Below are 22,078 nucleotides of genomic sequence, written 5' to 3'. Positions count from 1 at the left end.
ACGCCTCCTGGTGGGCGTCGCCACCGTGGACAGCTGACCGGGCGCTCAGTACCCCTGGCGCCCGGTCAGCCTTCGACTCAGGACGTCACCGGTACCGGCCGGCCGGCCCGGTCGAACGCCCGGAGCTCCTGCCGGACATCGCTCTGCCCGTCCGTCCTCGGCTGGTACTGGCCGGCCGGGATCGTCGCCGCGGCGACCGTGAAGGCGAAGCCGCCTTGGACCACCCCGGCGAACCACGCGCTGTGACCCTTCGGCCAGACGTAGCGTGACTCGATCCTGGCGATCTCGGGCCGGACCCGGTGGATCGCGCGGTACTCGGCCAGGGCGGCCTTGCCCGCGCCCGGCGAGTCGATCGAACCGGCACCGGCGAGCGTGACGAGACCGTCGGTGCGGGTCGGTTGCCGGTTCCAGTCCGCGTCGCGGATCGCGCCGCAGACACCGCCGGGGAAACCGGCGACCAGACCGAGGTTGTAGAAGCCGCCTGGCTGGCCCGGGGTCTGCTTCGCCAGCACGACCAGGCCGGCCTTCAGCGGCGCCGGCCCGGCGACCTTGCGGCTCCAGAGCACCTCGGTCCGCTCGCCCCCTGGCAACTGGCAGGCCCTGGCCGCTTCCGTTGTTTCAGTCGGCGTCGCAGCACCGAGATCGATCACGCCGGGGTCCTTCTGCGTCTTCACGATCTTGCTCTTGTCGATGACGCCGACGGGGGCGGCCGGGGTGGGCTCGCTGGGGCGGTTCGTGACGACCAGGGTGCCGGCCACGACGGCACCGACGGCGGCCACCGAAGCGACCGGTGCGACCCACCGACGCTGTGTACGCCGCACCGGGTCGGCTGCGGTGAGGACGCGGGAGCGGAGCCGGCTGTGCTGGTCCTCGGTGAGCCGGGGGACCGGCGGTGGTTCGAGATCGGTGTTCATGACAGCTCCTCGGAGAGCGCGACCCGCGACAGCAGATCGGGGAAACGGCGGCGGGCGCGGTGCAGACGGGCTTTGACGGTTCCTTCGGCGACACCGAGGGCCGCGGCCGCCTCGGCGAGGGTGAGGCCGGACCAGACGACGAGTTCGAGCGTCTCGCGTTCGTGCCGGGGGAGTTTGCCGACCGCGCGACGCACGGCCGACATCCGTCGTTCGTCGTCGAGCCGGCGGGCCACCTCGCCCGCGTGATCGGGGCTGTGCGGCGGATCCGGTAGCCGGTCCACCAGCGCGCGCAACCGCCGGCCGGTGCGGTACAGGGTGCGGCATTCGTTGCCCGCGACCACCAGGAGCCAGCCGCGCGCGCTCGGTACCGTGAGCGGGCCCGGTGGGTCGCGGTGGAACCGGCGCCAGGTACTCAGGAACGTCGCCTGCACGACGTCCTCGGCCGCGGCCCAGGACGCGGTCCGCCGGAACGCGAAGGCGTACACGTCGTCTGCGTACCGGTCGAACAACTCGCCGAGGGCGCTCTGATCGCCCTCCCGGAGCCGCTCCCACACCTCGTCGTCGGGAGCGGCCCGGGCGGCGTCCGACGCGGTCATGATGATCTCCACATCAGGGAATGACCACGACCCCGCCGAATGGTTGCCTCACAGCCGGACGAGTACTCCGGCCAGCCCACCCTCGATCTCGTCGGGCAGGTCGTTCTCCAGCCCGTAGAGCACCGCGTACCACGGGCCGAGCCGGTGCCAGTCGCGTGCCCGCTCACGCAGTTCGTGGCTCACCTCGTACGTCTCGGCCACGCCTGCCGCGATACCGGCCGGGGAGTTGTGGAGCAGCCAGGACAGGTCCAACGCGGGATCGCCGATGTGCGCGTCGGTCCAGTCGATGATTCCGGCGACCCGGCCGTCCCGGATCCGCAGGTGCTCCGGACCGAGGTCCGCGTGGACGAGCTGGGTGAACACGTGCCCGAGCCGCCCGAGGAGAGCGGTTCCCGCAGCGCGTACGTCCGTCGGCAGCAACGGCAGTACCTCGTCTCGCATCTGCTGCATGACCTCAGCGCGTTCGGCCGCCGCCGTCTCACGGTCCTGGGCGCCGTAGGCGACGGCCTCGTCCGGGTCGACCCCGTGCAGCGCCTTGAGGAACGACCCGAGCTGCCGGCCCAGCGCGGTACTGCCGTCCGTCAGTGGCTCACCGACGAGCAGTTGGTGACGTACGCCGTACTCGGTGGGCTCGGGGATCGGTACGGGGACAGGGAGCTGTGGAGCGAGCCAAGGGAGCAGCTGGGTCTCGGCGAGCAGCTTCGGCCGTACCTCGGGGCGCCGGGGCTCACGGTGGACCCAGGAGCCCTCCAGCCAGGCGCGGGAGTCCCAGCCGTTGTCCGTGATCGTCATACGAGGGCCCGGACGTACGAGCCGAGCAGGGCGGTCGTGTCCGGGACGAAGGACCAGTCCGGATCGTCGAGGCGCTGCACGAGCTCGGCCGGGGTCATCCACGCTCCCCAGTCCACCTCCTCCGGCTGGTGCTGGATCGGACCGTCCCACCGGCAGGCGTAGAGGTACGCGTGGTAGTTCGTGTCGTCGTCGGCGTAGTCACCTTCGGGCAGCTTCTCCAGCTCGACCCCGGAGATGCCGAGCTCCTCGGCCAGCTCCCGCACCACCGCGTCGAACGGGTCCTCGCCGGCCGCGACGACACCACCGGCCATGAAGTCGTAGCGAGCCGGGTACACGTCCTTGGTGGGGGTGCGCCGATGCACGTAGATGTCGCCGGCCGCGTTGCGGACCAGGACGCCGGTCGCCGAGTGCCGCAGGTTGTCCCGGCGCATCACCGAGCGCGGTGCGGAGCCGCAGACCCGGCCGTCGGCGTCGAGCAGGGCCACAAGTTCGTCCATCCGGGCAGTCTCACACGTGAGCCTGTGGACAGTTCAACGCTTTTCCCGGGCCCGACCGCGTAGGCTCGATCGCATGAGTGTGCGGCGGATCATGGGGACCGAGACCGAGTTCGGCATCTCGGTGCCCGGCCAGCCCGGGGCGAACCCGATGCTGACCTCGAGCCAGGTGGTGAACGGCTATGCCCAGACGCAGCCGCTGGCGCGCAAGACCCGATGGGACTTCGACGAGGAGCACCCGTTACGGGACGCGCGCGGCTTCGACCTGAGCCGGGAGGTGGCCGACTCCAGCCAGCTCACCGACGAGGAGACCGGGCTGGCCAACGTCATCCTCACCAACGGCGCCCGGTTGTACGTCGACCACGCCCACCCGGAGTACTCCGCGCCGGAGTGCACGAACCCGCGCGACGTCGTGGTCTGGGACAAGGCCGGCGAGCTGGTGATCATGGAAGGCGCCCGGCAGGCCCGGCAGATCCCCGGCGCCCCACCGCTCAACCTGTACAAGAACAACACCGACAACAAGGGCGCGTCGTACGGCTCGCACGAGAACTACCTGATGCGCCGGTCCACGCCGTTCGCGTCGATCGTGCGGCACCTGACTCCCTTCTTCGTCAGCCGTCAGGTGGTCACCGGCGCGGGCCGGGTCGGGCTCGGCCAGGACGGCACCGCGCACGGTTTCCAGATCAGCCAGCGGGCCGACTACTTCGAGGTCGAGGTCGGGCTGGAGACCACGCTGAAGCGGCCGATCATCAACACCCGCGACGAGCCGCACGCGAACCCGGACCGGTACCGCCGGCTGCACGTGATCATCGGCGACGCGAACCTGTCCGAGATCTCCAGCTATCTCAAGGTCGGCACCACCGCGCTCGTGCTGTCGATGATCGAGGACGGCTGGCTGACCGACGACCTGTCCGTCGACCGGCCGGTGACCGCGCTGCACGAGATCAGCCACGACCCGTCCTGCACGCACCTGATCACGCTGAAGGACGGCCGCAAGCTGACCGCGGTCCAGTTGCAGACCGAGTACCTGGAGCAGTCGCGCAAGTACGTCGAGGACAAGTACGGCGACGACGCCGACCGGCAGACCAAGGACGTGCTGCACCGCTGGGAGGAAGTGCTCGACCAGCTCGCCACGGACCCGATGCAGTTGGCCGACCGGCTCGACTGGGTCGCCAAGCTCAAACTGCTCCAGTCCTACCGCGATCGCGACGGGCTGGACTGGGACGACTCCAAGCTGCACCTGGTCGACCTGCAGTACGCCGATCTCCGGCCGGACAAGGGGCTGTACTTCAAGCTGGTGAAGGCCGGCCGGATGCAGCGCCTGGTCAGCGACGAGGAGATCCGGATGGCGGTCTCGCACCCGCCGACGGACACCCGCGCGTACTTCCGCGGCCGCTGCATGCAGCAGTACGCGGCGCAGGTCGCGGCGGCCTCCTGGGACTCGGTGATCTTCGATCTGCCGGGCCGCGAATCGCTCCAGCGGATCCCGACCCTGGACCCGTTGCGGGGCACGAAAGCCCATGTCGGAGCACTTCTTGATAACTGCGACACCGCGAGTGACCTGGTTCGCACCATCACTGGGGGTGCCGACGGGTAGGGTCGCTGTAGAGGGGTCGGTTGGGCGGCCTCTCCAGCGGTTCTAGGAGGTGTGTGCCATGGCGAAGGACGGCGGTCAGCAGCACAAGCAGCCGAAGCGTTCGTCGACCGAGGAAGAGGTCGAGCAGGTCGAGGTCTCCGAGGACGTCGCCGAGCGCAAGGAACGGCTCGACGAGGACGTCGACTCGATCCTGGACGAGATCGACGAGGTGCTCGAGGAGAACGCGGAAGAGTTCGTCCGCGGGTTCGTGCAAAAGGGTGGGGAGTGAACCGCTCGATGACATTCGATGCCTCCGGCCGGCTGCCGGAAGCCTTCCTGACCCCAGGCGGCTCGTCGTTCATGGACTTCCTGGCCGGGCACGCGCCCGACCTGTTGCCCGGACGGCGGTCGCTGGGGACGGGTGACCTGTCCAAAGACGTCCCGCACGGCACCACGATCGTCGCCGCCACCTTCTCGGGCGGCGTCGTGATGGCCGGCGACCGGCGCGCGACGATGGGCAACATCATCGCCCAGCGCGACATCGAGAAGGTGTTCCCCGCGGACGAGTACTCGTGCGTCGGGATCGCCGGATCGGCCGGGCTCGCGGTCGAGATGGTGCGGCTGTTCCAGGTGGAGCTGGAGCACTACGAGAAGCTGGAAGGGACCACGCTCAGCCTGGACGGCAAGGCCAACCGGCTGAGCGCGCTGATCCGGGGCAACCTGGCGATGGCGATGCAGGGGCTGGCCGTGGTGCCGCTGTTCGCGGGCTACGACGAGCACCTGAAGGGCGGCCGGATCTTCTCCTACGACCCGACCGGCGGGCGGTACGAGGAGCAGGCCTTCCACAGTGTCGGTTCGGGCTCGCTGTTCGCCCGGGGTGCGCTGAAGAAGCTGTACCGGGAGGACCTGTCGGCGACCGAGTGCGTGACGGCGGCGATCCAGTCGCTGTACGACGCGGCCGACGACGACTCCGCGACCGGTGGGCCGGACATGGCCCGGCGGATCTTCCCGGTGGTCGGTGTCGTCACCTCGGACGGCTACCAGCGGATGCCCGAGGACGAGGTCGGCGCGATCGTCGACAGCGTCGTCGCGGCCCGGCTGCAGCGTCCCGACGGCCCGGCCGCGCCGCTGTCCTGAGCCTGGTCCCCGAGTTCACGAAGGATATCGATGAGCGTTCCGTTCTACGTCTCACCCGAGCAGCTGATGCGGGACCGGGCCGACTTCGCCCGCAAAGGCATCGCCAAGGGTCGCAGCGCGATCGCGTTGCAGTACGCCGACGGCATCCTGTTCGTCGCGGAGAACCGGTCGCCCGCGCTGCACAAGGTCGCCGAGATCTACGACCGGATGGCGTTCGCCGCGGTCGGCCGGTACAACGAGTTCGAGAACCTGCGGATCGCCGGCGTGCGGCTGGCCGACATGCGCGGGTACTCCTACGACCGTCGCGACGTCACCGGCCGGGCGCTGGCCAACGCCTACGCCCAGACCCTCGGCGCGATCTTCTCGTCCGGCGGTGAGAAGCCGCTCGAGGTGGAGATCCTGGTCGCCGAGATCGGGGCCACCGGTGCCGACGACCAGATCTACCGGCTCACCTACGACGGCTCCATCGCCGACGTCCGGGGGTACGCGGTGATGGGCGGTCCGGCCGAGCAGGTCGCCGACTACGTGGGCGAGCACTACCAGGAGGGCATCTCGCTCGCGGGTGCGCTCCGGCTGGCGGTGGACGCCCTCGGTCACGACAGCTCCGAGGTGCGGCAGCTGACGCCCGACCAGATCGAGGTCGCGGTGCTGGACCGGACCAGGTCCCAGACCCGCAAGTTCAAGCGCATCTCCGAGGAGACGCTGGAACGCATCCTCGCGGAGTCCCGGCCCGACACGGCCCCCGCCGAGCCGGCCGCGCACACCGAGCAGCAGGAGTCCGTCAACGGCGGCTCGTACGAGAGCGACAGCGACGACGACGCCCCGGTCGCCCCGCCGGAGGACGACGCCCCCGTCGCGCCCCCGGAAGACCCGGACGACGACCGCCCCCTGTGACCGACCGAGAAGCGAACCCGTCCGCCGCCGGATCCACTCCGACGGCGGACGGTCTCGTTCGGGGCGTCGACGGGGTGCCGGGTGCGGAGTTCGTCGATCGGCGACCGGGCGATCCGGAGCCGTGGGAGGTGCTGGGGGAGCGGCCCGGGTTCGACGGGTTCCTCACCGTGCGCGTCCGGCGGTACCGGTTGCCGGACGGGCGCGAGGTCGACTGGGACGTGTTCAGCCCGGCGCTGTCCAAAGGGGTCCAGGCCGGTATCACGGTTCTGCCCCTCACCCCGGAAGGCCGGATCGTCACGGTCCGCATGTTCCGCCCGGGCCTCGACCGCGTCGTCACGAACCTCCCCGGCGGCCTGATCGACGTCGGCGAGGATCCAGCGACGGCGGCCGTCCGTGAGCTCGAGGAGGAGACGGGGTACCGCTGCGGGTCGATCGAGCTGGTCGGCTGGCTGGCGGCCACCTCGTCGCTCTATCGCAAGCACATCGCGATAGCCCGCGACTGCCGCGCCGAAGGCCACCAGGACCTGGACGACTACGAGGACTGCGTCCCGGTCGAACTGACCGTCGAGGACTTCCGCCGCGACCTCCGGACCCCAGGAACCATGACAGGCACAGACGCCGCCTACTACGCCCTCGACCGAGCCGGCCTCCTCTGAATGATCTGGGGACCGGCGGCCTCGGGTACAGGTGCTGGCGCACCGCCGCCGGATGTCCCCGCCGGCTTATGGCTGACGGGTTGTTCGGCCGGTAGCGGGTTCTTGGGCCGATGGCAGGTTGCAACCCGTCAGCCGTCAAACAACACGTCAGTCGGCTGGGTGCCGAGGGCGTAAGGGTCTAGTGGAGGTTGGCGTGAGTGCGGGGGTGAGGGTGAGGGTGAGGCCCTGGATCGGGGATCGCCTACTCTGGTGAGTGGACCGCTACTGGCGTTGAGGTGGTGAACCACCGGGGAACGGTCTGCCGGGATCCTCCGGCTCGAGCCGCGCGCCTGGGCAACCGACCTGTTCGTCGACGCCCGAAGGAGCGCGCCCCATGACCCAGAGCACCCCCACCCAGTCCGCCGACAACGCGACCACGCAGCCCCAGGCCCGGTTGATGATCGGGACCGAGCTCGCCGCGGAGATGGTGACCAAGGCCGCGGTCCGGGCCGAGGCTCTGCGGGAACGGACCGGGGTACAGCCGTGTCTCGCGACCGTGCTGGTCGGCGATGACCCGGCGTCCGCGACGTACGTGCGGATGAAGCAGAACCGGAGCAAGAAGGCCGGGATCGGTTCGCGCAGTGTCGTGCTGCCCGCGGAGACCACCACCGAGGAGCTTGTCGCCGAGCTGACCAAGCTGTCCGAGGATCCGGAGGTGCACGGGATCCTGTTGCAGCACCCGGTCCCGGCGCAGATCGACGAGCGGGCCGCCTTCGAGGCGATCGCGCCGGCCAAGGACGTCGACGGCGTCACCATGCACGCGTTCGCGGCGATGGCTTTCGGCGAACCGGGGTTCCGGTCCTGTACGCCGGGCGGGATCCTGCGGCTGCTGGAGGCGTACGAGGTGCCCTTGTCGGGTGCGCACGCGGTCGTGATCGGGCGGAGTCCGATTCTCGGGAAGCCGGCCGGGATGTTGCTGCTGGCATCGAACGCGACGGTCACCTACACGCACTCGCGGACCAAGGATCTCGCGGACATCGTCCGGCAGGCCGACATCGTCGTCGCGGCCGTCGGCAAGGCGAACTTCGTCCGTGGCAGCTGGCTGAAGCCGGGCGCCGTGGTCGTGGACGCGGGGTACAACGAGGGCAACGTCGGCGATGTGCACTTCGAGGAAGCCACCGAGGTGGCGAGCCTGATCACCCCGGTCCCGGGTGGCGTCGGCCCGATGACGATCGCGCTGCTGCTGGAGCAGACCGTCGACGCCGCCGAGGCGCAGACGGCCGCCGGTACCGCGTCGGTCTGAGACGGAAATCCGAGACACCTGCGCGGGTGCCGGGAGGTCTGACCTAGGGTTGAGACAGGCAACCAGCACTCGGACAGGGTGCGGCGCGAACGAGGAGGCAGGCAGTGGCGGTACGGGCGATCCGGGGTGCCACCCAGCTGGAGGCGGACGAGCGGGAGCACCTGCTCGAGCGGACCGCCGAGCTGGTCCGGGCGGTCCTGCAGGCGAACGACCTGGCGTCGGAGGACCTGATCAGCATCCTGTTCACCGTCACGCCGGACCTGCACTCGGAGTTCCCGGCGGTGGCCGGCCGGCAGATCGGCCTGACCGACGTACCGCTGATGTGCATGCAGGAGATCGACGTACCGCACGCGCTGCCGCGGGTGGTCCGGATGATGCTGCACGCCGAGTCGCCGCGGTCGCGGGAGAAGATCCAGCACGTCTACCTGCACGGGGCGGTGGCGTTGCGCCCGGATCTGACCGGTGCGCAGTGACCGAGTTACGCGGTCCGGTCCGGGTGGTGGGGACCGGGTTGATCGGGACGTCGATCGGCCTGGCCCTGACCCGGCTCGGGGTTGTGGTCGAGCTGATCGACGCCGATCCCGACAGCGCCCTGATGGCCGAGCGGATCGGGGCCGGTTCGCGGCTGGTCCAGCTGGCGCCGCAGCTCGTCGTGGTCGCGGTTCCGCCGGACCACGTCGGTGAGGTGATCGCGGAGCAGTTGCGGCAGACCGACGCGATCGTCACCGACGCGGCCAGCGTGAAAGGCAAGCCACTCGCCGACGCGAAGGCACTGACCGACAAGGCGGCCGACGACCTCGCTCGGTACGTTGGGAGTCACCCGATGGCCGGGTCCGAGCGGAACGGGCCGCTCGCCGGTCGGGCGGATCTGTTCGACGGCGCGACCTGGGCGATCACGCCGCATCCGACCAGCGATCCTGAGGCCGTCGAGCTGGTCCGCCGGCTCGCCGAGGCCTGCGGGGCGCGTACGGTCGAGCTGTCCGTGGCCGACCACGATCTCGCCGTGGCGCGGGTCTCGCACCTGCCTCAGCTGATGTCGTCGCTCGCGGCCGGCACCCTGGTCGACGCGCCGTCGGCCCACCTCGACCTGTCCGGCCAGGGCGTCCGCGACGTCACCCGGATCGCGGCCAGCGACCCCGGGCTGTGGACCCAGATCGTGTCCGCGAACTCGCCCGCGCTGAGCGGCCTGCTGGAGCAGATCCGGGACGAGCTGGACCGGCTGTTGATTGCCCTGGGCAAGGAGGAGGCGGCCGACGAGGTCACCGCCGTCCTCCGCCGGGGCGTGTCCGGCGCGGTCCGCGTTCCCGGCAAGCACGGGTCGCCGCACATCGAGCTGGTCTCGGTGCTCGTCACGATCCCCGACCGCCCGGGGCAGCTGGCCCGGCTGTTCGCCGACGCGGCCGCGTCCGGTGCGAACGTCGAGGATCTGCGGATCGACCACAGCCCCGGCCGCCCGGTCGGTGAGGTCGAGCTGGCGGTCAAGCCCGCGTCGGTGGATCAGCTGGTCCGGGTCCTGACCGAGCGGGGCTGGTCCGTCCACCGGTAATCTTCCGCCCATGATCATCGCTGTTGACGGCCCGAGCGGTTCCGGTAAGTCGAGTACGGCGCGTGGCGTCGCGACCAGGCTGGGGCTGCGGTACCTCGACACCGGCGCGACGTACCGCGCGGTGACCTGGTCGGCGCTCGAGCACGGGCTGGACCTGGACGACACCGAGGCGGTCGCGGCCCGGGCCCGGGCGCTCGACCTCGGGATCAGCACCGACCCGCAGCGTGGCCACTTCACCGCCGACGGTACCGACGTCACCGAGGCGATCCGGGACCCGCGGATCAGCGCCAGCGTCAGCAAGATCGCCACCAACCTCGAGGTGCGCGCGGAGCTGATCCGGCGGCAGCGCGCGATCATCGACGCCGCCCAGCCGACCGGCGGGATCGTGGTCGAGGGCCGTGACATCGCGACCGTGGTGGCGACCGACGCCGAGCTCAAGGTGCTGCTCACGGCCGACACCGACGCCCGGCTGGCCCGCCGCAAGGCCGAGCTGGCCGAGGGCGTCACCGCCGAGCAGCTGCACGACCAGATCGTCCGCCGCGACGCCGACGACGCCACCGTGTCGGAGTTCCAGGTGGCCTCGGACGGCGCGGTGACGATCGACTCCACCCATCTCTCGCTGGAGGAGGTCATCGACGTGATCTGCAGGCTGGCGAAGGAGGCCGAGGCCGCTCCGCGCGACCAGGAGTCATGACCGCCGAAGTCACCGGGCACCGGGAGCTGCCCCGAACGGACGACCTCCCGCCGCTGCCGTACCGGTTGGGGCTGCCGATGCGGGCCCTCGTCCGCACTTACCTGTTCCGTCACTACGACCTCACCGTGCACAACGAGGACCTGTTCCCGCGGACCGGTCCCGCACTGGTGGCCCCGAACCACCTGGGCCTGCTGGACGGGCCGCTGCTCGGTGCGGTCGCGCCGCGGATGCTGCACCAGCTCGGCAAGATCGAGGCGTTCCACGGCCTGCAGGGCAAGTTCCTGACCCGGGTCGGCCAGATCCCGGTCGACCGGTCGACGTACGACGTGCTCGCGATCCGCCGTGCGATCCAGGCGCTCCGGGACGGCCGGGTACTGAGCATCTACCCGGAGGGCACCCGCGGCGCCGGCGACTTCGCCCGGATCCGCACCGGAGTCGGGTACCTCGCCCTGGTGACCGGGGCGCCGATCGTGCCGGTCGCCCTGATCGGGACCCGCCTGCCCGGCGGCCGGGTGGAGGCCTATCCGCCGAAGGGGAGCCGGATCGACGTGGTGTACGGCGAACCGTTCACCGTGGACCGCGTACCCTTTCCGAGGCGGCACTCCGAGGTACGGAAGACGGCCGACCAGATCGGCGAGGTGCTGCGGGCGCATGTCCGGGCCGCCGTCGAAGCCACCGGCCACCCGCTCCCGGGCGCGCCAGACGAGAAGGATCCTGATGAGTGACGTATCCGGCTACGGATATCCCGAAGCCGAGACCAGCCACGACCGCGAGGACACCGGCCCGGTGCCGGTGCTCGCGATCGTCGGCCGACCCAACGTGGGCAAGTCCACGCTGGTGAACCGCATCCTCGGCCGCCGCGAGGCCGTCGTCGAGGACACCCCCGGGGTGACCCGGGACCGGGTCTCGTACGACGCCGACTGGGCCGGCCGGGCGTTCACGGTGGTCGACACCGGCGGCTGGGACCCGGACGCGGTCGGGATGGCCGCCCTCGTCGCGGCCCAGGCCGAGGTGGCGATCAACGCGGCCGACGCGGTGCTGTTCGTGGTCGACGCGACCGTCGGGATCACCGACGCGGACGAGGCTGTGGTCCGGGTACTGCGCAAGTCCGGCAAGCCGGTCGTGCTGGCCGCGAACAAGGTCGACGACCAGCGGATCGAGTCCGAGGCGATGAGCCTGTGGAGCCTCGGGATCGGCGAACCGTTCCCGATCTCGGCGATGCACGGCCGGGGGACCGGCGACATGCTCGACGCGGTCCTGGCCGCACTGCCCGAGGCGCCGCCCGAGCGCGACGGCGAGACCGGGGGACCGCGCCGGGTCGCGATCGTCGGCAAGCCGAACGTGGGCAAGTCCTCGCTGCTGAACAAGGTGGCCAAGGAGGACCGGGTCGTCGTCAGTGACGTCGCCGGCACCACGGTCGACCCGGTGGACGAGCTGATCACGCTCGGCGGCAAGCCGTGGCGGTTCATCGACACGGCCGGGATCCGGCGCAAGGTGAAGAACGCGCAGGGCCACGAGTACTACGCGTCGCTGCGGACCAACTCCGCGATCGAGCGTGCCGAGGTCGTCGTGGTGGTGATCGACGCGTCCGAGCCGATCAGCGAGCAGGACCTGCGGATCATGAACGCGGTCGAGGAAGCCGGCAAGGCACTGGTGATCGCGTACAACAAGTGGGACCTGATGGAGGACGACCGCCGGTACTACCTGGAGCGCGAGATCGAGCGCGACCTGGTCCAGTTCCGGTGGGCGCCGCGGGTGAACATCAGCGCGCTGACCGGCTGGCACATGGAGAAGCTGGTCCCGGCGATCGAGGCGGCGCTGGAGGGCTGGCAGACCCGCGTCCCGACCGGCCAGCTGAACGCGTTCCTGGGCCGGCTGGTCGCCGCGCACCCGCACCCGGTGCGGTCCGGCAAGCAGCCCAAGATCCTGTTCGGTACCCAGGCGACGACGATGCCGCCGACGTTCGCGATCTTCACCTCCGGGCAGATCGAGCCGTCGTACCAGCGGTTCATCGAACGCCGGTTGCGCGAGGACTTCGGCTTCGTCGGCAGCCCCGTGCACGTCCAGATCCGGGCCCGGTCGAAGAAGGCCAAGCGCTGAGCCGAGCCCTGGTCGGAACCGCCTCGGCGATGGGGTAAGGTTTAGCTCGCTCGCCCCGAGTGAGCGAGCGAATCGGGCTGTGGCGCAGTTGGTAGCGCACCGGTCTGGGGGACCGGGGGTCGCCAGTTCAAGTCTGGCCAGCCCGACAGTGAAGGCCCTGGTAGGAGACTCTCCCGCCAGGGCCTTCGTCGTTGTCCCACCGAGGTTCTTCCGTCGTGCTCTTGATCGCGTTGTAATGATGTAATCAGGAGGCAGTGATGGCGGAGGACGACGTACTCGACGCGTACTCCCGGGTGGTCTCGGGTGTCGCGGAACAGCTCATCCCGCGGGTGGCAAGCCTGCGGGTGCGGAGTCGGCGGGGTGACTCGTCCGGTTCCGCCGTGGTGCTCACCGGGGACGGGCACCTGCTCACCAACGCGCACGTGGTCGGCGACGGCGACACGGCGACCGCGGAGTTCGCCGACGGGACCGCCGCGCAGGCCGCGGTGATCGGAGTCGACCGGCTGTCGGATCTCGCCGTCCTGCGGGCGGACCGGGACATTCCCGACCCGCCCGAGTACGGCGACGCGGACCACCTCAAGGTCGGCAACCTGGTCGTTGCTGTCGGCAACCCTCTGGGCCTGGCCGGGAGCGTCACCGCCGGCGTGGTCAGCGGCCTCGGCCGGTCGCTGCCGGTGCGCAGCGGCTCGGCCCAGCGGATCATCGAGGACGTGATCCAGACCGACGCGGCGCTGAATCCCGGCAACTCCGGCGGAGCTCTTGCCGACGGCAACGGACGCGTGATCGGGATCAACACCGCGGTGGCCGGGATCGGGCTGGGACTGGCGGTCCCGATGAACCCGACGTCCCGGCGGATCATCCACGCCCTGCTGAACGACGGCCGCGTCCGCCGTGCGTACCTCGGCCTGGTGACCACGCCGGCGCCGCTGCGGCCGCAGTTGGCGGAGCGGTTCGGTCAGCGGAACGCGTTGCGTGTCGTCGAGGTGATCGCGGGCAGTCCGGCGGCCGAGGCGGGATTGCGGGCGGGCGACCTGGTCCTGGCCGTCGACGGCACCGCGTTGCGGGACGCGCAGTCGTTGCAGCGGCAACTCTTCGCCGACGCGATCGGCCGGCGGACCGAGATCACGGCGATCCGCAACGGCGCCCTGGTCGACGTGGTCGCACTACCCGCCGAGCTCACGGACCGGTAGTGGCCCCTGGACAGCACGCCGGGCGGGCCCGAGTCTGTACTCCGCGAAGCTGCTCACGGTTCGAGCCTAGGATCAGGGGGCAGACCGTCGGAGGGAGCAGGGGTGGACACGCGAGTTGTCAGGGCAGGGGAGCTGTACGACCAGGCGGTGTTCGTGGGAGGTGACGGGGTACTGACGGAGGCCGCGGACCAGCTGGACGCGGCCGAGGCCGACCTCGTGCTCGCGCGGGGCAAGCTGTTGCACGGGCGGTACCTGGAGACGCAGGTGGAGGATCCGGCCGAGCTGACGCACTTCGAACGAGCCGCCGACCTCTACCGGAAGCTCGGCGACGAGGTGGGCGAGGGGCGGGCGCTCTTCTGGATCGGCTGTTTCCACCAGGTGGTCAAGGGCGACGACGAGGCCGCACTCACCGCGCTCGCCCGCTCACACGACCTGGCGATCCGGACCGGCGACGAGCTGACCCTGTCGTACGTCCTGCGGCACCAAGGCGTCGCCGCCCATTCCGCGGGATCCCTCGATCAGGCCCGGAACCTCCTCGAACGCTCCACCAACCTCCGCCGCACGCTCGGCTTCGCGGCCGGCGCCGCCGCCAACCTGGTCGGCCTGATCTATCTCGCGAAAGCCCAGGACCGTCCAGAAGACGTCCCCGCGCTCGTTGCCGAAGCCACGACACTCGCAGAGCAAGCGGGCGCCACCAGGATCCTCGACCAGATCGGCCAGGCGGCGGGGGAGCTGGCTCAGCCTGGTGGATCGGGGTTATCTTCCGAATAGGCATCGGCACAGGTGGGGGACTGCCGGGCCTGGGGGTGACGACGCCGCCTTCCGACGGCGCCTGGGTGCAACGAAGCTGAGAGTCGACTCGGCTGCCGTCCCACCGGCCGCCCGAGTCAGCCGGGGGGCCTTGCCATGCGATCGATCCGTCCATTCCTGTCCGGTGCCGCGGCCGCGCTGTTGCTGGCGCCGTCGGTACTCTTCCTCTCCGCGTCGCCGGCCACGGCCGCGACCGTGTCCGCCACCTTGGTCCGGACCGTCCTGACGTCCAACTTCAATCCACCGGTTCCGGATCCGTCCGGCATCACCTACCTCAGTGGCCGGGATCGGCTGATGATCTCGGACGCGGAGGTGGACGAGGTCGCGTTGTACGCGGGCGTCAACCTGTTCGAGACCACCCGGTCCGGCGTCCTCCAGACCACCGGCGTGACGACCGCGTACACGAAGGAGCCGGCCGGCGTCGGCTACAACCCGGCCAACGGGCACCTGTTCGTGTCGGACGACGACCAGTTCCGGACGTACGAGCTGGTGGCGGGGCCCGACGGACGGTACGGGACCGGCGACGACACCCGGACGACGTTCAGCACCGCGCTCTTCCAGAGCCAGGATCCGGAAGAGGTGGAGTTCTTCCCGCCGACCGGTGAACTGTTCGTGCTGGACGGCGCGGACACCGACGTGCATCGGGTCTCGCCCGGTCCGAACGGCGTCTTCGACGGGATCGCGCCGGCCGGCGACGACCTCGACACGGAGTTCGACGTCGGCCGGTACGGCGTCCGGGATCCGGAGGGGATCGGCTATCACCCCGGCCGGAACACGCTGCTCGTCATCGACAGCGCGTCCGAGACGGCCTACGAGTTCAACCGGAACATGATGCTGATCAACCGGATCGACATCTCCGCCTCGAACCAGGTCTTCGCGGCCGGGATCACCGTGGCCCCGGCGTCGAACAACTCGGGCCAATGGAACCTGTACCTCGTCGATCGCGGCGTGGACAACGACACCAACCCCAACGAGAACGACGGCAAGCTGTACGAGATGGCGGTGAACCTGCCGCCGATCCCCAACCTCCCGCCGGTCGTCTCCGTGGGACCGGACAAGCCGGTCCATGTCGGCGAACCACTCGCCCTGCGCGCAACCGTCACCGACGACGGGCTACCGACCACCGCGACAACGGTCTCCTGGCAAGCGGTGAGCGGGCCGGGGACGGTGACGTTCGGTTCGCCACAATCGGCCCAGACGAACGCGACCTTCAGCGCGGCGGGGACGTACGTCGTCCGCGCTGTAGGCAGCGATTCGGCGCTCACCGGGTCGGACGATCTGCAGGTCACCGTCGTCGCTCCGGGCGGAGCACTGCCGGTGGAGATGACGGTCGCGCGGGCGTTCGACGACGTCGAGCAGCGGCCGACCGGGTACGCGGAGTGGGCGTCGAGCACGCTCAACATCCCGAACGCGGGCAACACGACACAAACGGTCGGCCTCCGCTTCGACAACGTGGACGTGCCGCCGGGCGCGACGCTCACCGCGGCCTGGATCCAGTTCCTGTCGAGCGGGGCGAACTCTGGCTCGACCACGGTCCAGATCGCCGGCATCGCCGAGAACGACACTGCCTCCTTCACCGCGCAGCCCACCACGGTGACGTCGCGACCGCGGACCCAGGCGCGCGCCACCTGGAGTCCGCCTGCGTGGACGGGCTCGGGCCAGTCCGGGTCGGCCCAGCGCACGTCCGACTTCCGCGCCGTGGCCCAGGAGGTACTGAACCGGCCAGGCTGGCGTCAGGGCAACGCGATGGGGTTCGTCCTCACCGGGACGGGGGAGCGCCGCGCGTCCTCGAACGACGGCGCCGCCAGCCCGATCCTGCATCTCGCCTACACCGTGTCGACCTCGAACCAGCCGCCGGTCGCGGCGTTCACGTCGAGTTGTACCAACCTGACCTGCACGTTCGACGGCTCGGCCTCGTCCGATGCCGAGGGCCCCATCGCGACGTATTCGTGGACCTTCGGTGACGGCGGGACCGGGTCGGGCGTTCGGCCGAGTCACACCTACTCGACGGCTGGTACCCGCAACGTCACGCTCACGGTGACGGACGGCGCCGGGGCGACCGGGCAGGTCACTCACCAGGTCACGGCGGGAGCAACGAGCGGGGTCGGCTTCCGAGGATCCGCTGGGACCGTCGCGAACACGACAGCTCCCGCAGTCACTCTGCCGACCACCGTCCAGGCGGGAGACGCGCTGCTGCTGTTCGCGACGCTCAACGTGACCAGTACGACGGTGACCGGGCCGTCCGGAGTGACCGGCTGGACCAACTTGGAGAACGTCGTCGCCGGTTCGCAGCGGACCATGGCGTGGTGGAAGATCGCCTCGGCCGCCGACGCTGGTCAGACGGTGCGGCTGACACTCGACGCCTTCACCAAGGTGAGCCTGCAGGTGGGGGCTTATCGAGGCACAGCGTCGAGTCAACCCACCGTGAGCCAGCGGTCCGACGCCACCAGCATGACGGCCCACGCGACCCCGACGGTGAACGTGGCGTCGGCCGGTTCGTGGCTGGTGTCCTACTGGGCGGACAAGTCGTCGACGACCACGGCGTGGACACCCCCTGCGGCGGCCACGTCCAGGGACGTCCAGATCGGATCCGGGAGCGGGCGGATCAGTTCGCTGCTGGCGGACAGCGGCGGACCGGTACCCACTGGCACGGCAGGCGGCCTGACCGCGCTCACGGACGCGGCGAGCCGGGCCGTCATGATCAGCCTGGTGCTGCCGGCCGGCTGATCACCAGCCGCGGGACCGCCAGCCGGGGAGACTCGGGCGTTCGGCGCCGAGCGTGGTGTCGGCGCCGTGGCCCGGGTACACCCAGGTCTCGTCGGGGAGCCGGTCGAAGAGTTTGGCCTCGACATCGTTGAGAAGTGAGGTGAAGTTGTCGGCGTCGCCGCGGGTGTTGCCGACACCGCCCGGGAAGAGGGAGTCACCGGTGAACAGGTGCGGTGGCCCCTTCGGGTCGTCGTAGAGCAGCGCGATCGACCCGGGGGTGTGGCCGACCAGGTGGACCACCCGCAGCCCCGCCCGGCCGAACTCGATCAGGTCCCCGTCGTCGACCAGGACGTCGGTCGGGACACCGATGCCCTCCGCGTCGTGGCGGCCGGCGATCGTGGTCGCACCGGTCTTGGCGACCACCTCGGCGAGCGCCTGCCAGTGGTCCTGGTGCCGGTGGGTCGTGATCACCCGGCTGATCCCACCACTGCCGATCACGGTCAGCAGCGTGTGCGCGTCGTTCGCCGCGTCGATCAGGACCTGCTCGTCGGTCAGCCGGCAGCGCAGCAGGTACGCGTTGTTGTCCATCGGCCCGACGGCGACCTTGGTGATCATCAGCTGGGCCAGCTCGTGGGTCTGCACCGGCCCGCCGACGCGGACGTTGCCGTGGTACTCGCTCATGCCATCTCCCCGGGTCGGTGACCTGCTGCTGACCCCGATCCTCGCACTCTGCGGCGGCTCGGGCGAACGCGAGTCCGGGCCGCTGTGGACAACTGTGCGGGGCTCGCCGGGCGCCGGTGGTAACCCCGGGCGGGGCGGCTCGTTCCTCCGGGTGGAGGCGATCGAATATGCTTTCGAAAGAGGCCGCGAGATCCGGCGTGGAAGTTTTTGTCGGTGGGCCTCGTTAGCATGACCGGGCATGTCCCTGGAGCGCCTCCGGGAGCCTGTCGCCGGCGTGGTCCACGCCCGGCGGGAGGCCTTCGATCCGCCCCGTGAAACCCTCGAGAACGGCTGAGAGTGAGCTTGTGTCTGACCGTCTGATCGTGCGTGGCGCGCGTGAGCACAACCTGAAGGACGTCTCGCTCGACCTGCCCCGGGACGCCATGATCGTCTTCACCGGGCTGTCCGGGTCGGGCAAGTCGAGCCTCGCGTTCGACACGATCTTCGCCGAGGGCCAACGCCGCTACGTGGAGTCGTTGTCCGCGTACGCCCGGCAGTTCCTCGGCCAGATGGACAAGCCCGACGTGGACTTCATCGAGGGGCTGTCACCGGCCGTCTCGATCGACCAGAAGTCCACCTCGCGGAACCCGCGCTCCACCGTCGGCACCATCACCGAGGTGTACGACTACCTGCGGCTGCTGTTCGCGCGGGCCGGCCGGCCGCACTGTCCCGAGTGCGGCGAGCCGATCGCCAAGCAGACCCCGCAGCAGATCGTCGACCGGGTGCTCGAACTGGACGAGGGCACCCGGTTCCAGGTGCTCGCCCCGGTGATCCGCGGCCGCAAGGGGGAGTACCTCGACCTCTTCCGCCAGCTCACCGGCCAGGGCTTCTCCCGGGCCCGGGTGGACGGCGAGACCATCCAGCTGACCGAGCCGCCGAAGCTGGACAAGCAGAAGAAGCACACCATCGACGTGGTGATCGACCGGCTCGCCGTGAAGGGGTCGGCCAAGCAGCGGCTGACCGACTCGGTGGAGACCGCGCTCGGGCTGTCCGGCGGCATCGTCACGCTGGACTTCGTCGACCTGCCCGAGGACGACCCGCACCGCGAGCGCCGGTTCTCCGAGAAGCTCGCCTGCCCGAACGACCACCCGCTGCAGATCGACGAACTGGAGCCGCGCTCGTTCTCGTTCAACTCCCCGTACGGCGCCTGCCCGGTCTGCTCGGGTCTCGGCACCCGGATGGAGGTGGACCCGGAGCTGCTCGTCCCGGACGCGTCCAAGTCGCTCGACGAGGGCGCGATCCAGCCGTGGTCGGGCGCCAACGTGTCGCAGTACTTCGAGCGCCTGCTCACCGCACTGGCCAAGGACCTGAAGGTCAAGACCAGCACGCCGTTCGCCGAGTTGCCGGCGAAGGCGAAGAAGGCGCTGCTCACCGGCCACGACCGGCAGGTCCACGTGTCGTACAAGAACCGGTACGGCCGCGAGCGCTCGTACTACACCACCTTCGAGGGCGTGATCCCGTACGTCGAGCGCCGGCACGCGGAGGCGTCCAGCGACACCAGCCGGGAGCGCTTCGAGGAGTACATGCGCGAGGTCCCGTGCCTGGCCTGCAACGGCGCCCGGCTGAAGCCGATCTCGCTCGCCGTCACCCTCGGCGGCCGGAACATCGCCGAGGTCAGCGCGATGTCGATCGACGAGGTGCACGGCTTCCTCGCCGACATGGAGCTGACCCCGCGGGAGAAGCAGATCGCCGAGCGGGTGGTCAAGGAGATCGGCGAGCGGCTGCGGTTCCTGCTCGACGTCGGTCTCGACTACCTCGCGCTGAACCGGCCGGCCGGCTCGCTGTCCGGCGGAGAGGCGCAGCGGATCCGGCTGGCGACCCAGATCGGGTCCGGCCTGGTCGGTGTCCTGTACGTGCTGGACGAGCCGTCGATCGGTCTGCACCAGCGGGACAACCGGCGGCTGATCGACACCCTGGTCCGGCTCAAGGAGCTGGGCAACACGCTGATCGTCGTCGAGCACGACGAGGACACCATCGACCACGCCGACTGGGTGGTCGACATCGGCCCCGGCGCCGGCGAGCACGGCGGCCAGGTGGTCGTGTCCGGCACCGTCGACGACCTGCGGAACCACCCGGACTCCATCACCGGGGCGTACGTGTCCGGCCGCAAGGAGATCCCGATCCCGGCGGTCCGGCGGCCGCTGACCGAGGGCCGCGAGCTGACCGTGTACGGCGCTCGCGAGCACAACCTCAAGGACATCGACGTGACGATCCCGCTGGGCGTCTTCGTCGCGGTCACCGGGGTGTCCGGCTCGGGCAAGTCGACGCTGGTCAACGACATCCTGTACACCTCGCTGGCGCGGCAGATCTACGGCGCCCGCGCGGTGCCCGGCCGGCACACCAAGATCTCCGGCCTGGACCTGGTCGACAAGGTGATCCACGTGGACCAGTCGCCGATCGGCCGCACCCCGCGGTCCAACCCGGCGACGTACACCGGGGTCTGGGACCACGTCCGCAAGCTGTTCGCCGAGACGCCCGAGGCGAAGGTCCGCGGGTACCAGCAGGGCCGGTTCTCGTTCAACGTCAAGGGCGGCCGATGCGAGGCGTGCTCGGGCGACGGCACGCTGAAGATCGAGATGAACTTCCTGCCCGACGTGTACGTGCCCTGCGAGGTGTGCCACGGCGCCCGGTACAACCGCGAGACGCTCGAGGTGCACTACAAGAGCAAGACGGTCGCGGACATCCTGGACATGCCGATCGAGGAGGCGTCGGAGTTCTTCGCCGCGATCCCGGCTATTTCCCGGCACTTGAAGACCCTGGTCGACGTCGGGCTCGGGTACGTCCGGCTCGGTCAGCCGGCCCCGACGCTGTCCGGTGGTGAGGCTCAGCGGGTGAAGCTGGCCTCCGAGCTGCAGAAGCGCTCGACCGGCCGGACGGTGTACGTGCTGGACGAGCCGACGACGGGTCTGCACTTCGAGGACATCCGCAAGCTGCTGGGCGTGCTCGGCGGACTGGTGGACAAGGGCAACTCGGTCCTGGTCATCGAGCACAACCTCGACGTCATCAAGACCGCCGACTGGATCGTCGACCTCGGCCCCGAGGGCGGTCGCGGCGGCGGCACCCTGGTCGCCGAGGGCACCCCGGAGGAGGTCGCCGCCAACCAGGCGTCGTACACCGGCCGCTTCCTGGCCGAGATCCTCGAGGGCCGCGCCGCCAAGCCCAGCGCCAAGAAGCTGGCCACGGCGGCCAAGGCGACCGCGGCCCGCAAGGCCCCGGCCAAGAAGGCGGTGGCCAAGAAGACCGCGGCCAAGAAGGCTCCGGCCAAGAAGACGGCAGCGAAGAAGACAGCCGCCAAGCGGGCCGGCTGACCTTCTCGCTCGCCCCGCCGAGGGTTGGTTGATATTGGCAACCACCTCGTGGCGGGGCAGCGGGTGGCGCTTCCTGCCATGGCAGGAAGCTGTCGGGGGCTTCTCGGTTCGACCTGGCCGCAAAGGCTGTCGGGGCGGACCGCGCGGCTGGAACTGTGGACCGGGTGGTGCGTCCCGGGGCGAACCCGCGAGCGTCTAGATTTAGGCGGGACGTTTGAGTGCGGACGAAGGGGTGCATGTGTCGCGGCAGTACGACACCCAGCTGATCGAGTCGGTGGCCGTCCGGCGCCGGCGGCTGCGGGAGGCCTGGCTGTTCGGGGCCGCCCGGACGCGGCACACCCTGGACGAGGGCGTCACGAAGCTGTTCGCCAGCGCGGCCGTCGCGGCTGTGGTCTGCGCGGGCTGCGTCGGGTATTCCTTCATCCAGGACTCGAAGGGCAAGGACCCGAACGGACCCGTTGCCCCGAGCCCCAGTGCGCCGGCCAGTACGGGCCCGACCACCCCTGGCGGTTCGCCGACGCCGAGTGCGTCGCCGTCGCCGCGACGGACCTGAAATACCTGTGAAATCAGCGGATTCGGACCGCTTCACCAGGGAACCGGGAGCGACCCCGGCCACGTCTATGGTGAGGACGTCGGGAGCCGGCATCGAGAACTCGGAGGGAC

21 protein-coding genes, 1 tRNA gene and 1 riboswitch are annotated in these 22,078 nt (G+C 70.3%); of the genes, 17 read left to right on the top strand and 5 right to left on the bottom strand.

The window, feature by feature from the left end; translation table 11 throughout:
- Positions 1–77 precede the first annotated feature (77 nt).
- Genes FB561_RS27985 through FB561_RS27970 form a run of 4 tightly spaced genes read right to left on the bottom strand, consistent with a single transcriptional unit; the run spans position 78 to position 2,799 of the window.
- Positions 78–914, bottom strand: coding sequence for a hypothetical protein (locus FB561_RS27985; protein ID WP_145811783.1), 837 nt, complete (start codon positions 912–914; stop codon positions 78–80).
- Entirely contained in the window at positions 911–1,510 is a 600-nt protein-coding gene (locus FB561_RS27980; RefSeq protein WP_145811781.1) for an RNA polymerase sigma factor, read from the bottom strand. Before FB561_RS27980 ends, FB561_RS27985 begins: the two co-directional genes overlap by 4 nt.
- A 48-nt stretch (positions 1,511–1,558) precedes the next feature.
- A complete protein-coding gene (locus FB561_RS27975; RefSeq protein ID WP_145811779.1) occupies positions 1,559–2,302 on the bottom strand; it encodes a phosphotransferase in 744 nt (247 codons plus the stop codon).
- Positions 2,299–2,799 (bottom strand): NUDIX hydrolase, encoded by a 501-nt coding sequence (locus tag FB561_RS27970; protein WP_145811777.1) that lies wholly within the window; start codon positions 2,797–2,799, stop codon positions 2,299–2,301. The genes FB561_RS27975 and FB561_RS27970 overlap by 4 nt, the downstream gene beginning before the upstream one ends.
- A 73-nt stretch (positions 2,800–2,872) precedes the next feature.
- On the opposite strand from FB561_RS27970, the gene dop reads away from it, so the two are divergent.
- The 15 genes from dop to FB561_RS27895 all read left to right on the top strand — a co-directional run bounded on the left by dop (position 2,873) and on the right by FB561_RS27895 (position 17,408).
- A complete protein-coding gene (dop, locus tag FB561_RS27965) occupies positions 2,873–4,393 on the top strand; it encodes a depupylase/deamidase Dop (protein WP_145811774.1) in 1,521 nt (506 codons plus the stop codon).
- Positions 4,394–4,451: 58 nt separating this feature from the next.
- Positions 4,452–4,661: a ubiquitin-like protein Pup gene (locus tag FB561_RS27960; protein WP_145811772.1), complete on the top strand. Its 210-nt coding sequence runs from the start codon at positions 4,452–4,454 to the stop codon at positions 4,659–4,661.
- Positions 4,662–4,669: 8 nt separating this feature from the next.
- Positions 4,670–5,509, top strand: a complete 840-nt coding sequence (gene prcB / locus FB561_RS27955; protein WP_145811769.1) for a proteasome subunit beta — start codon at positions 4,670–4,672, stop codon at positions 5,507–5,509.
- Positions 5,510–5,539: 30 nt separating this feature from the next.
- Entirely contained in the window at positions 5,540–6,403 is an 864-nt protein-coding gene (gene prcA, locus FB561_RS27950) for a proteasome subunit alpha (RefSeq protein WP_145811767.1), read from the top strand.
- A complete protein-coding gene (locus tag FB561_RS27945) occupies positions 6,400–7,059 on the top strand; it encodes an NUDIX hydrolase (RefSeq protein WP_145811765.1) in 660 nt (219 codons plus the stop codon). Before prcA ends, FB561_RS27945 begins: the two co-directional genes overlap by 4 nt.
- Before the next feature lie 250 nt (positions 7,060–7,309).
- Positions 7,310–7,401, top strand: a riboswitch (ZMP/ZTP riboswitch).
- A 31-nt stretch (positions 7,402–7,432) separates the two neighbouring features.
- Entirely contained in the window at positions 7,433–8,341 is a 909-nt protein-coding gene (locus FB561_RS27940) for a bifunctional 5,10-methylenetetrahydrofolate dehydrogenase/5,10-methenyltetrahydrofolate cyclohydrolase (protein ID WP_145811763.1), read from the top strand.
- A 104-nt stretch (positions 8,342–8,445) separates the two neighbouring features.
- The gene (aroH, locus tag FB561_RS27935) at positions 8,446–8,814 is read left to right on the top strand and encodes a chorismate mutase (protein WP_145811761.1); all 369 of its coding nucleotides are present in this window, start codon (positions 8,446–8,448) and stop codon (positions 8,812–8,814) included.
- Positions 8,811–9,887, top strand: a complete 1,077-nt coding sequence (locus FB561_RS27930; protein WP_145811759.1) for a prephenate dehydrogenase — start codon at positions 8,811–8,813, stop codon at positions 9,885–9,887. Before aroH ends, FB561_RS27930 begins: the two co-directional genes overlap by 4 nt.
- Positions 9,888–9,897: 10 nt before the next feature.
- The gene (cmk, locus tag FB561_RS27925) at positions 9,898–10,581 is read left to right on the top strand and encodes a (d)CMP kinase (protein ID WP_145811757.1); all 684 of its coding nucleotides are present in this window, start codon (positions 9,898–9,900) and stop codon (positions 10,579–10,581) included.
- Positions 10,578–11,306, top strand: a complete 729-nt coding sequence (locus tag FB561_RS27920) for a lysophospholipid acyltransferase family protein (protein WP_145811754.1) — start codon at positions 10,578–10,580, stop codon at positions 11,304–11,306. Before cmk ends, FB561_RS27920 begins: the two co-directional genes overlap by 4 nt.
- Complete coding sequence (der, locus tag FB561_RS27915; protein ID WP_238335098.1) at positions 11,299–12,681, top strand: ribosome biogenesis GTPase Der; 1,383 nt, start codon at positions 11,299–11,301, stop codon at positions 12,679–12,681. The genes FB561_RS27920 and der overlap by 8 nt, the downstream gene beginning before the upstream one ends.
- A gap of 73 nt (positions 12,682–12,754) precedes the next feature.
- Positions 12,755–12,827 (top strand) — tRNA-Pro (locus tag FB561_RS27910).
- 111 nt (positions 12,828–12,938) lie between these two features.
- A complete protein-coding gene (locus tag FB561_RS27905; RefSeq protein ID WP_145811751.1) occupies positions 12,939–13,871 on the top strand; it encodes a S1C family serine protease in 933 nt (310 codons plus the stop codon).
- Positions 13,872–13,973: 102 nt separating this feature from the next.
- A complete protein-coding gene (locus FB561_RS27900) occupies positions 13,974–14,642 on the top strand; it encodes a tetratricopeptide repeat protein (protein WP_202880755.1) in 669 nt (222 codons plus the stop codon).
- A gap of 135 nt (positions 14,643–14,777) precedes the next feature.
- Positions 14,778–17,408, top strand: coding sequence for a PKD domain-containing protein (locus FB561_RS27895; RefSeq protein WP_145811749.1), 2,631 nt, complete (start codon positions 14,778–14,780; stop codon positions 17,406–17,408).
- Here FB561_RS27895 and FB561_RS27890 read toward each other — a convergent pair whose 3' ends face one another.
- Positions 17,409–18,068, bottom strand: a complete 660-nt coding sequence (locus FB561_RS27890) for an MBL fold metallo-hydrolase (RefSeq protein WP_145811747.1) — start codon at positions 18,066–18,068, stop codon at positions 17,409–17,411.
- 344 nt (positions 18,069–18,412) lie between these two features.
- On the opposite strand from FB561_RS27890, the gene uvrA reads away from it, so the two are divergent.
- Together uvrA and FB561_RS27880 are read left to right on the top strand one after the other, a co-directional pair.
- The gene (gene uvrA / locus FB561_RS27885; RefSeq protein ID WP_145811745.1) at positions 18,413–21,415 is read left to right on the top strand and encodes an excinuclease ABC subunit UvrA; all 3,003 of its coding nucleotides are present in this window, start codon (positions 18,413–18,415) and stop codon (positions 21,413–21,415) included.
- Positions 21,416–21,629: 214 nt separating this feature from the next.
- Positions 21,630–21,968: a hypothetical protein gene (locus tag FB561_RS27880; protein WP_238335097.1), complete on the top strand. Its 339-nt coding sequence runs from the start codon at positions 21,630–21,632 to the stop codon at positions 21,966–21,968.
- The last annotated feature ends 110 nt before the right edge of the window (positions 21,969–22,078 follow it).

The sequence above is a fragment of the Kribbella amoyensis genome (assembly GCF_007828865.1).
In the GTDB taxonomy this organism is placed as follows: Bacteria; Actinomycetota; Actinomycetes; order Propionibacteriales; family Kribbellaceae; genus Kribbella; species Kribbella amoyensis.
This window is presented reverse-complemented; position numbering and strand designations above follow the sequence as displayed.

What these genes read in the sequence shown, in the direction of transcription:
- FB561_RS27920 (WP_145811754.1), top strand. Translation starts at nt 10,578, where the DNA reads ATGACCGCCGAAGTCACCGGGCACCGGGAGCTGCCCCGAACGGACGAC.
- cmk (WP_145811757.1), top strand. Translation starts at nt 9,898, where the DNA reads ATGATCATCGCTGTTGACGGCCCGAGCGGTTCCGGTAAGTCGAGTACG.
- FB561_RS27975 (WP_145811779.1), bottom strand. Translation starts at nt 2,302, where the DNA reads ATGACGATCACGGACAACGGCTGGGACTCCCGCGCCTGGCTGGAGGGC.
- FB561_RS27960 (WP_145811772.1), top strand. Translation starts at nt 4,452, where the DNA reads ATGGCGAAGGACGGCGGTCAGCAGCACAAGCAGCCGAAGCGTTCGTCG.
- prcA (WP_145811767.1), top strand. Translation starts at nt 5,540, where the DNA reads ATGAGCGTTCCGTTCTACGTCTCACCCGAGCAGCTGATGCGGGACCGG.
- FB561_RS27890 (WP_145811747.1), bottom strand. Translation starts at nt 18,068, where the DNA reads ATGAGCGAGTACCACGGCAACGTCCGCGTCGGCGGGCCGGTGCAGACC.
- prcB (WP_145811769.1), top strand. Translation starts at nt 4,670, where the DNA reads ATGACATTCGATGCCTCCGGCCGGCTGCCGGAAGCCTTCCTGACCCCA.
- dop (WP_145811774.1), top strand. Translation starts at nt 2,873, where the DNA reads ATGAGTGTGCGGCGGATCATGGGGACCGAGACCGAGTTCGGCATCTCG.
- FB561_RS27895 (WP_145811749.1), top strand. Translation starts at nt 14,778, where the DNA reads ATGCGATCGATCCGTCCATTCCTGTCCGGTGCCGCGGCCGCGCTGTTG.
- FB561_RS27985 (WP_145811783.1), bottom strand. Translation starts at nt 914, where the DNA reads ATGAACACCGATCTCGAACCACCGCCGGTCCCCCGGCTCACCGAGGAC.
- FB561_RS27970 (WP_145811777.1), bottom strand. Translation starts at nt 2,799, where the DNA reads ATGGACGAACTTGTGGCCCTGCTCGACGCCGACGGCCGGGTCTGCGGC.
- FB561_RS27980 (WP_145811781.1), bottom strand. Translation starts at nt 1,510, where the DNA reads ATGACCGCGTCGGACGCCGCCCGGGCCGCTCCCGACGACGAGGTGTGG.
- FB561_RS27940 (WP_145811763.1), top strand. Translation starts at nt 7,433, where the DNA reads ATGACCCAGAGCACCCCCACCCAGTCCGCCGACAACGCGACCACGCAG.
- der (WP_238335098.1), top strand. Translation starts at nt 11,299, where the DNA reads ATGAGTGACGTATCCGGCTACGGATATCCCGAAGCCGAGACCAGCCAC.
- FB561_RS27905 (WP_145811751.1), top strand. Translation starts at nt 12,939, where the DNA reads ATGGCGGAGGACGACGTACTCGACGCGTACTCCCGGGTGGTCTCGGGT.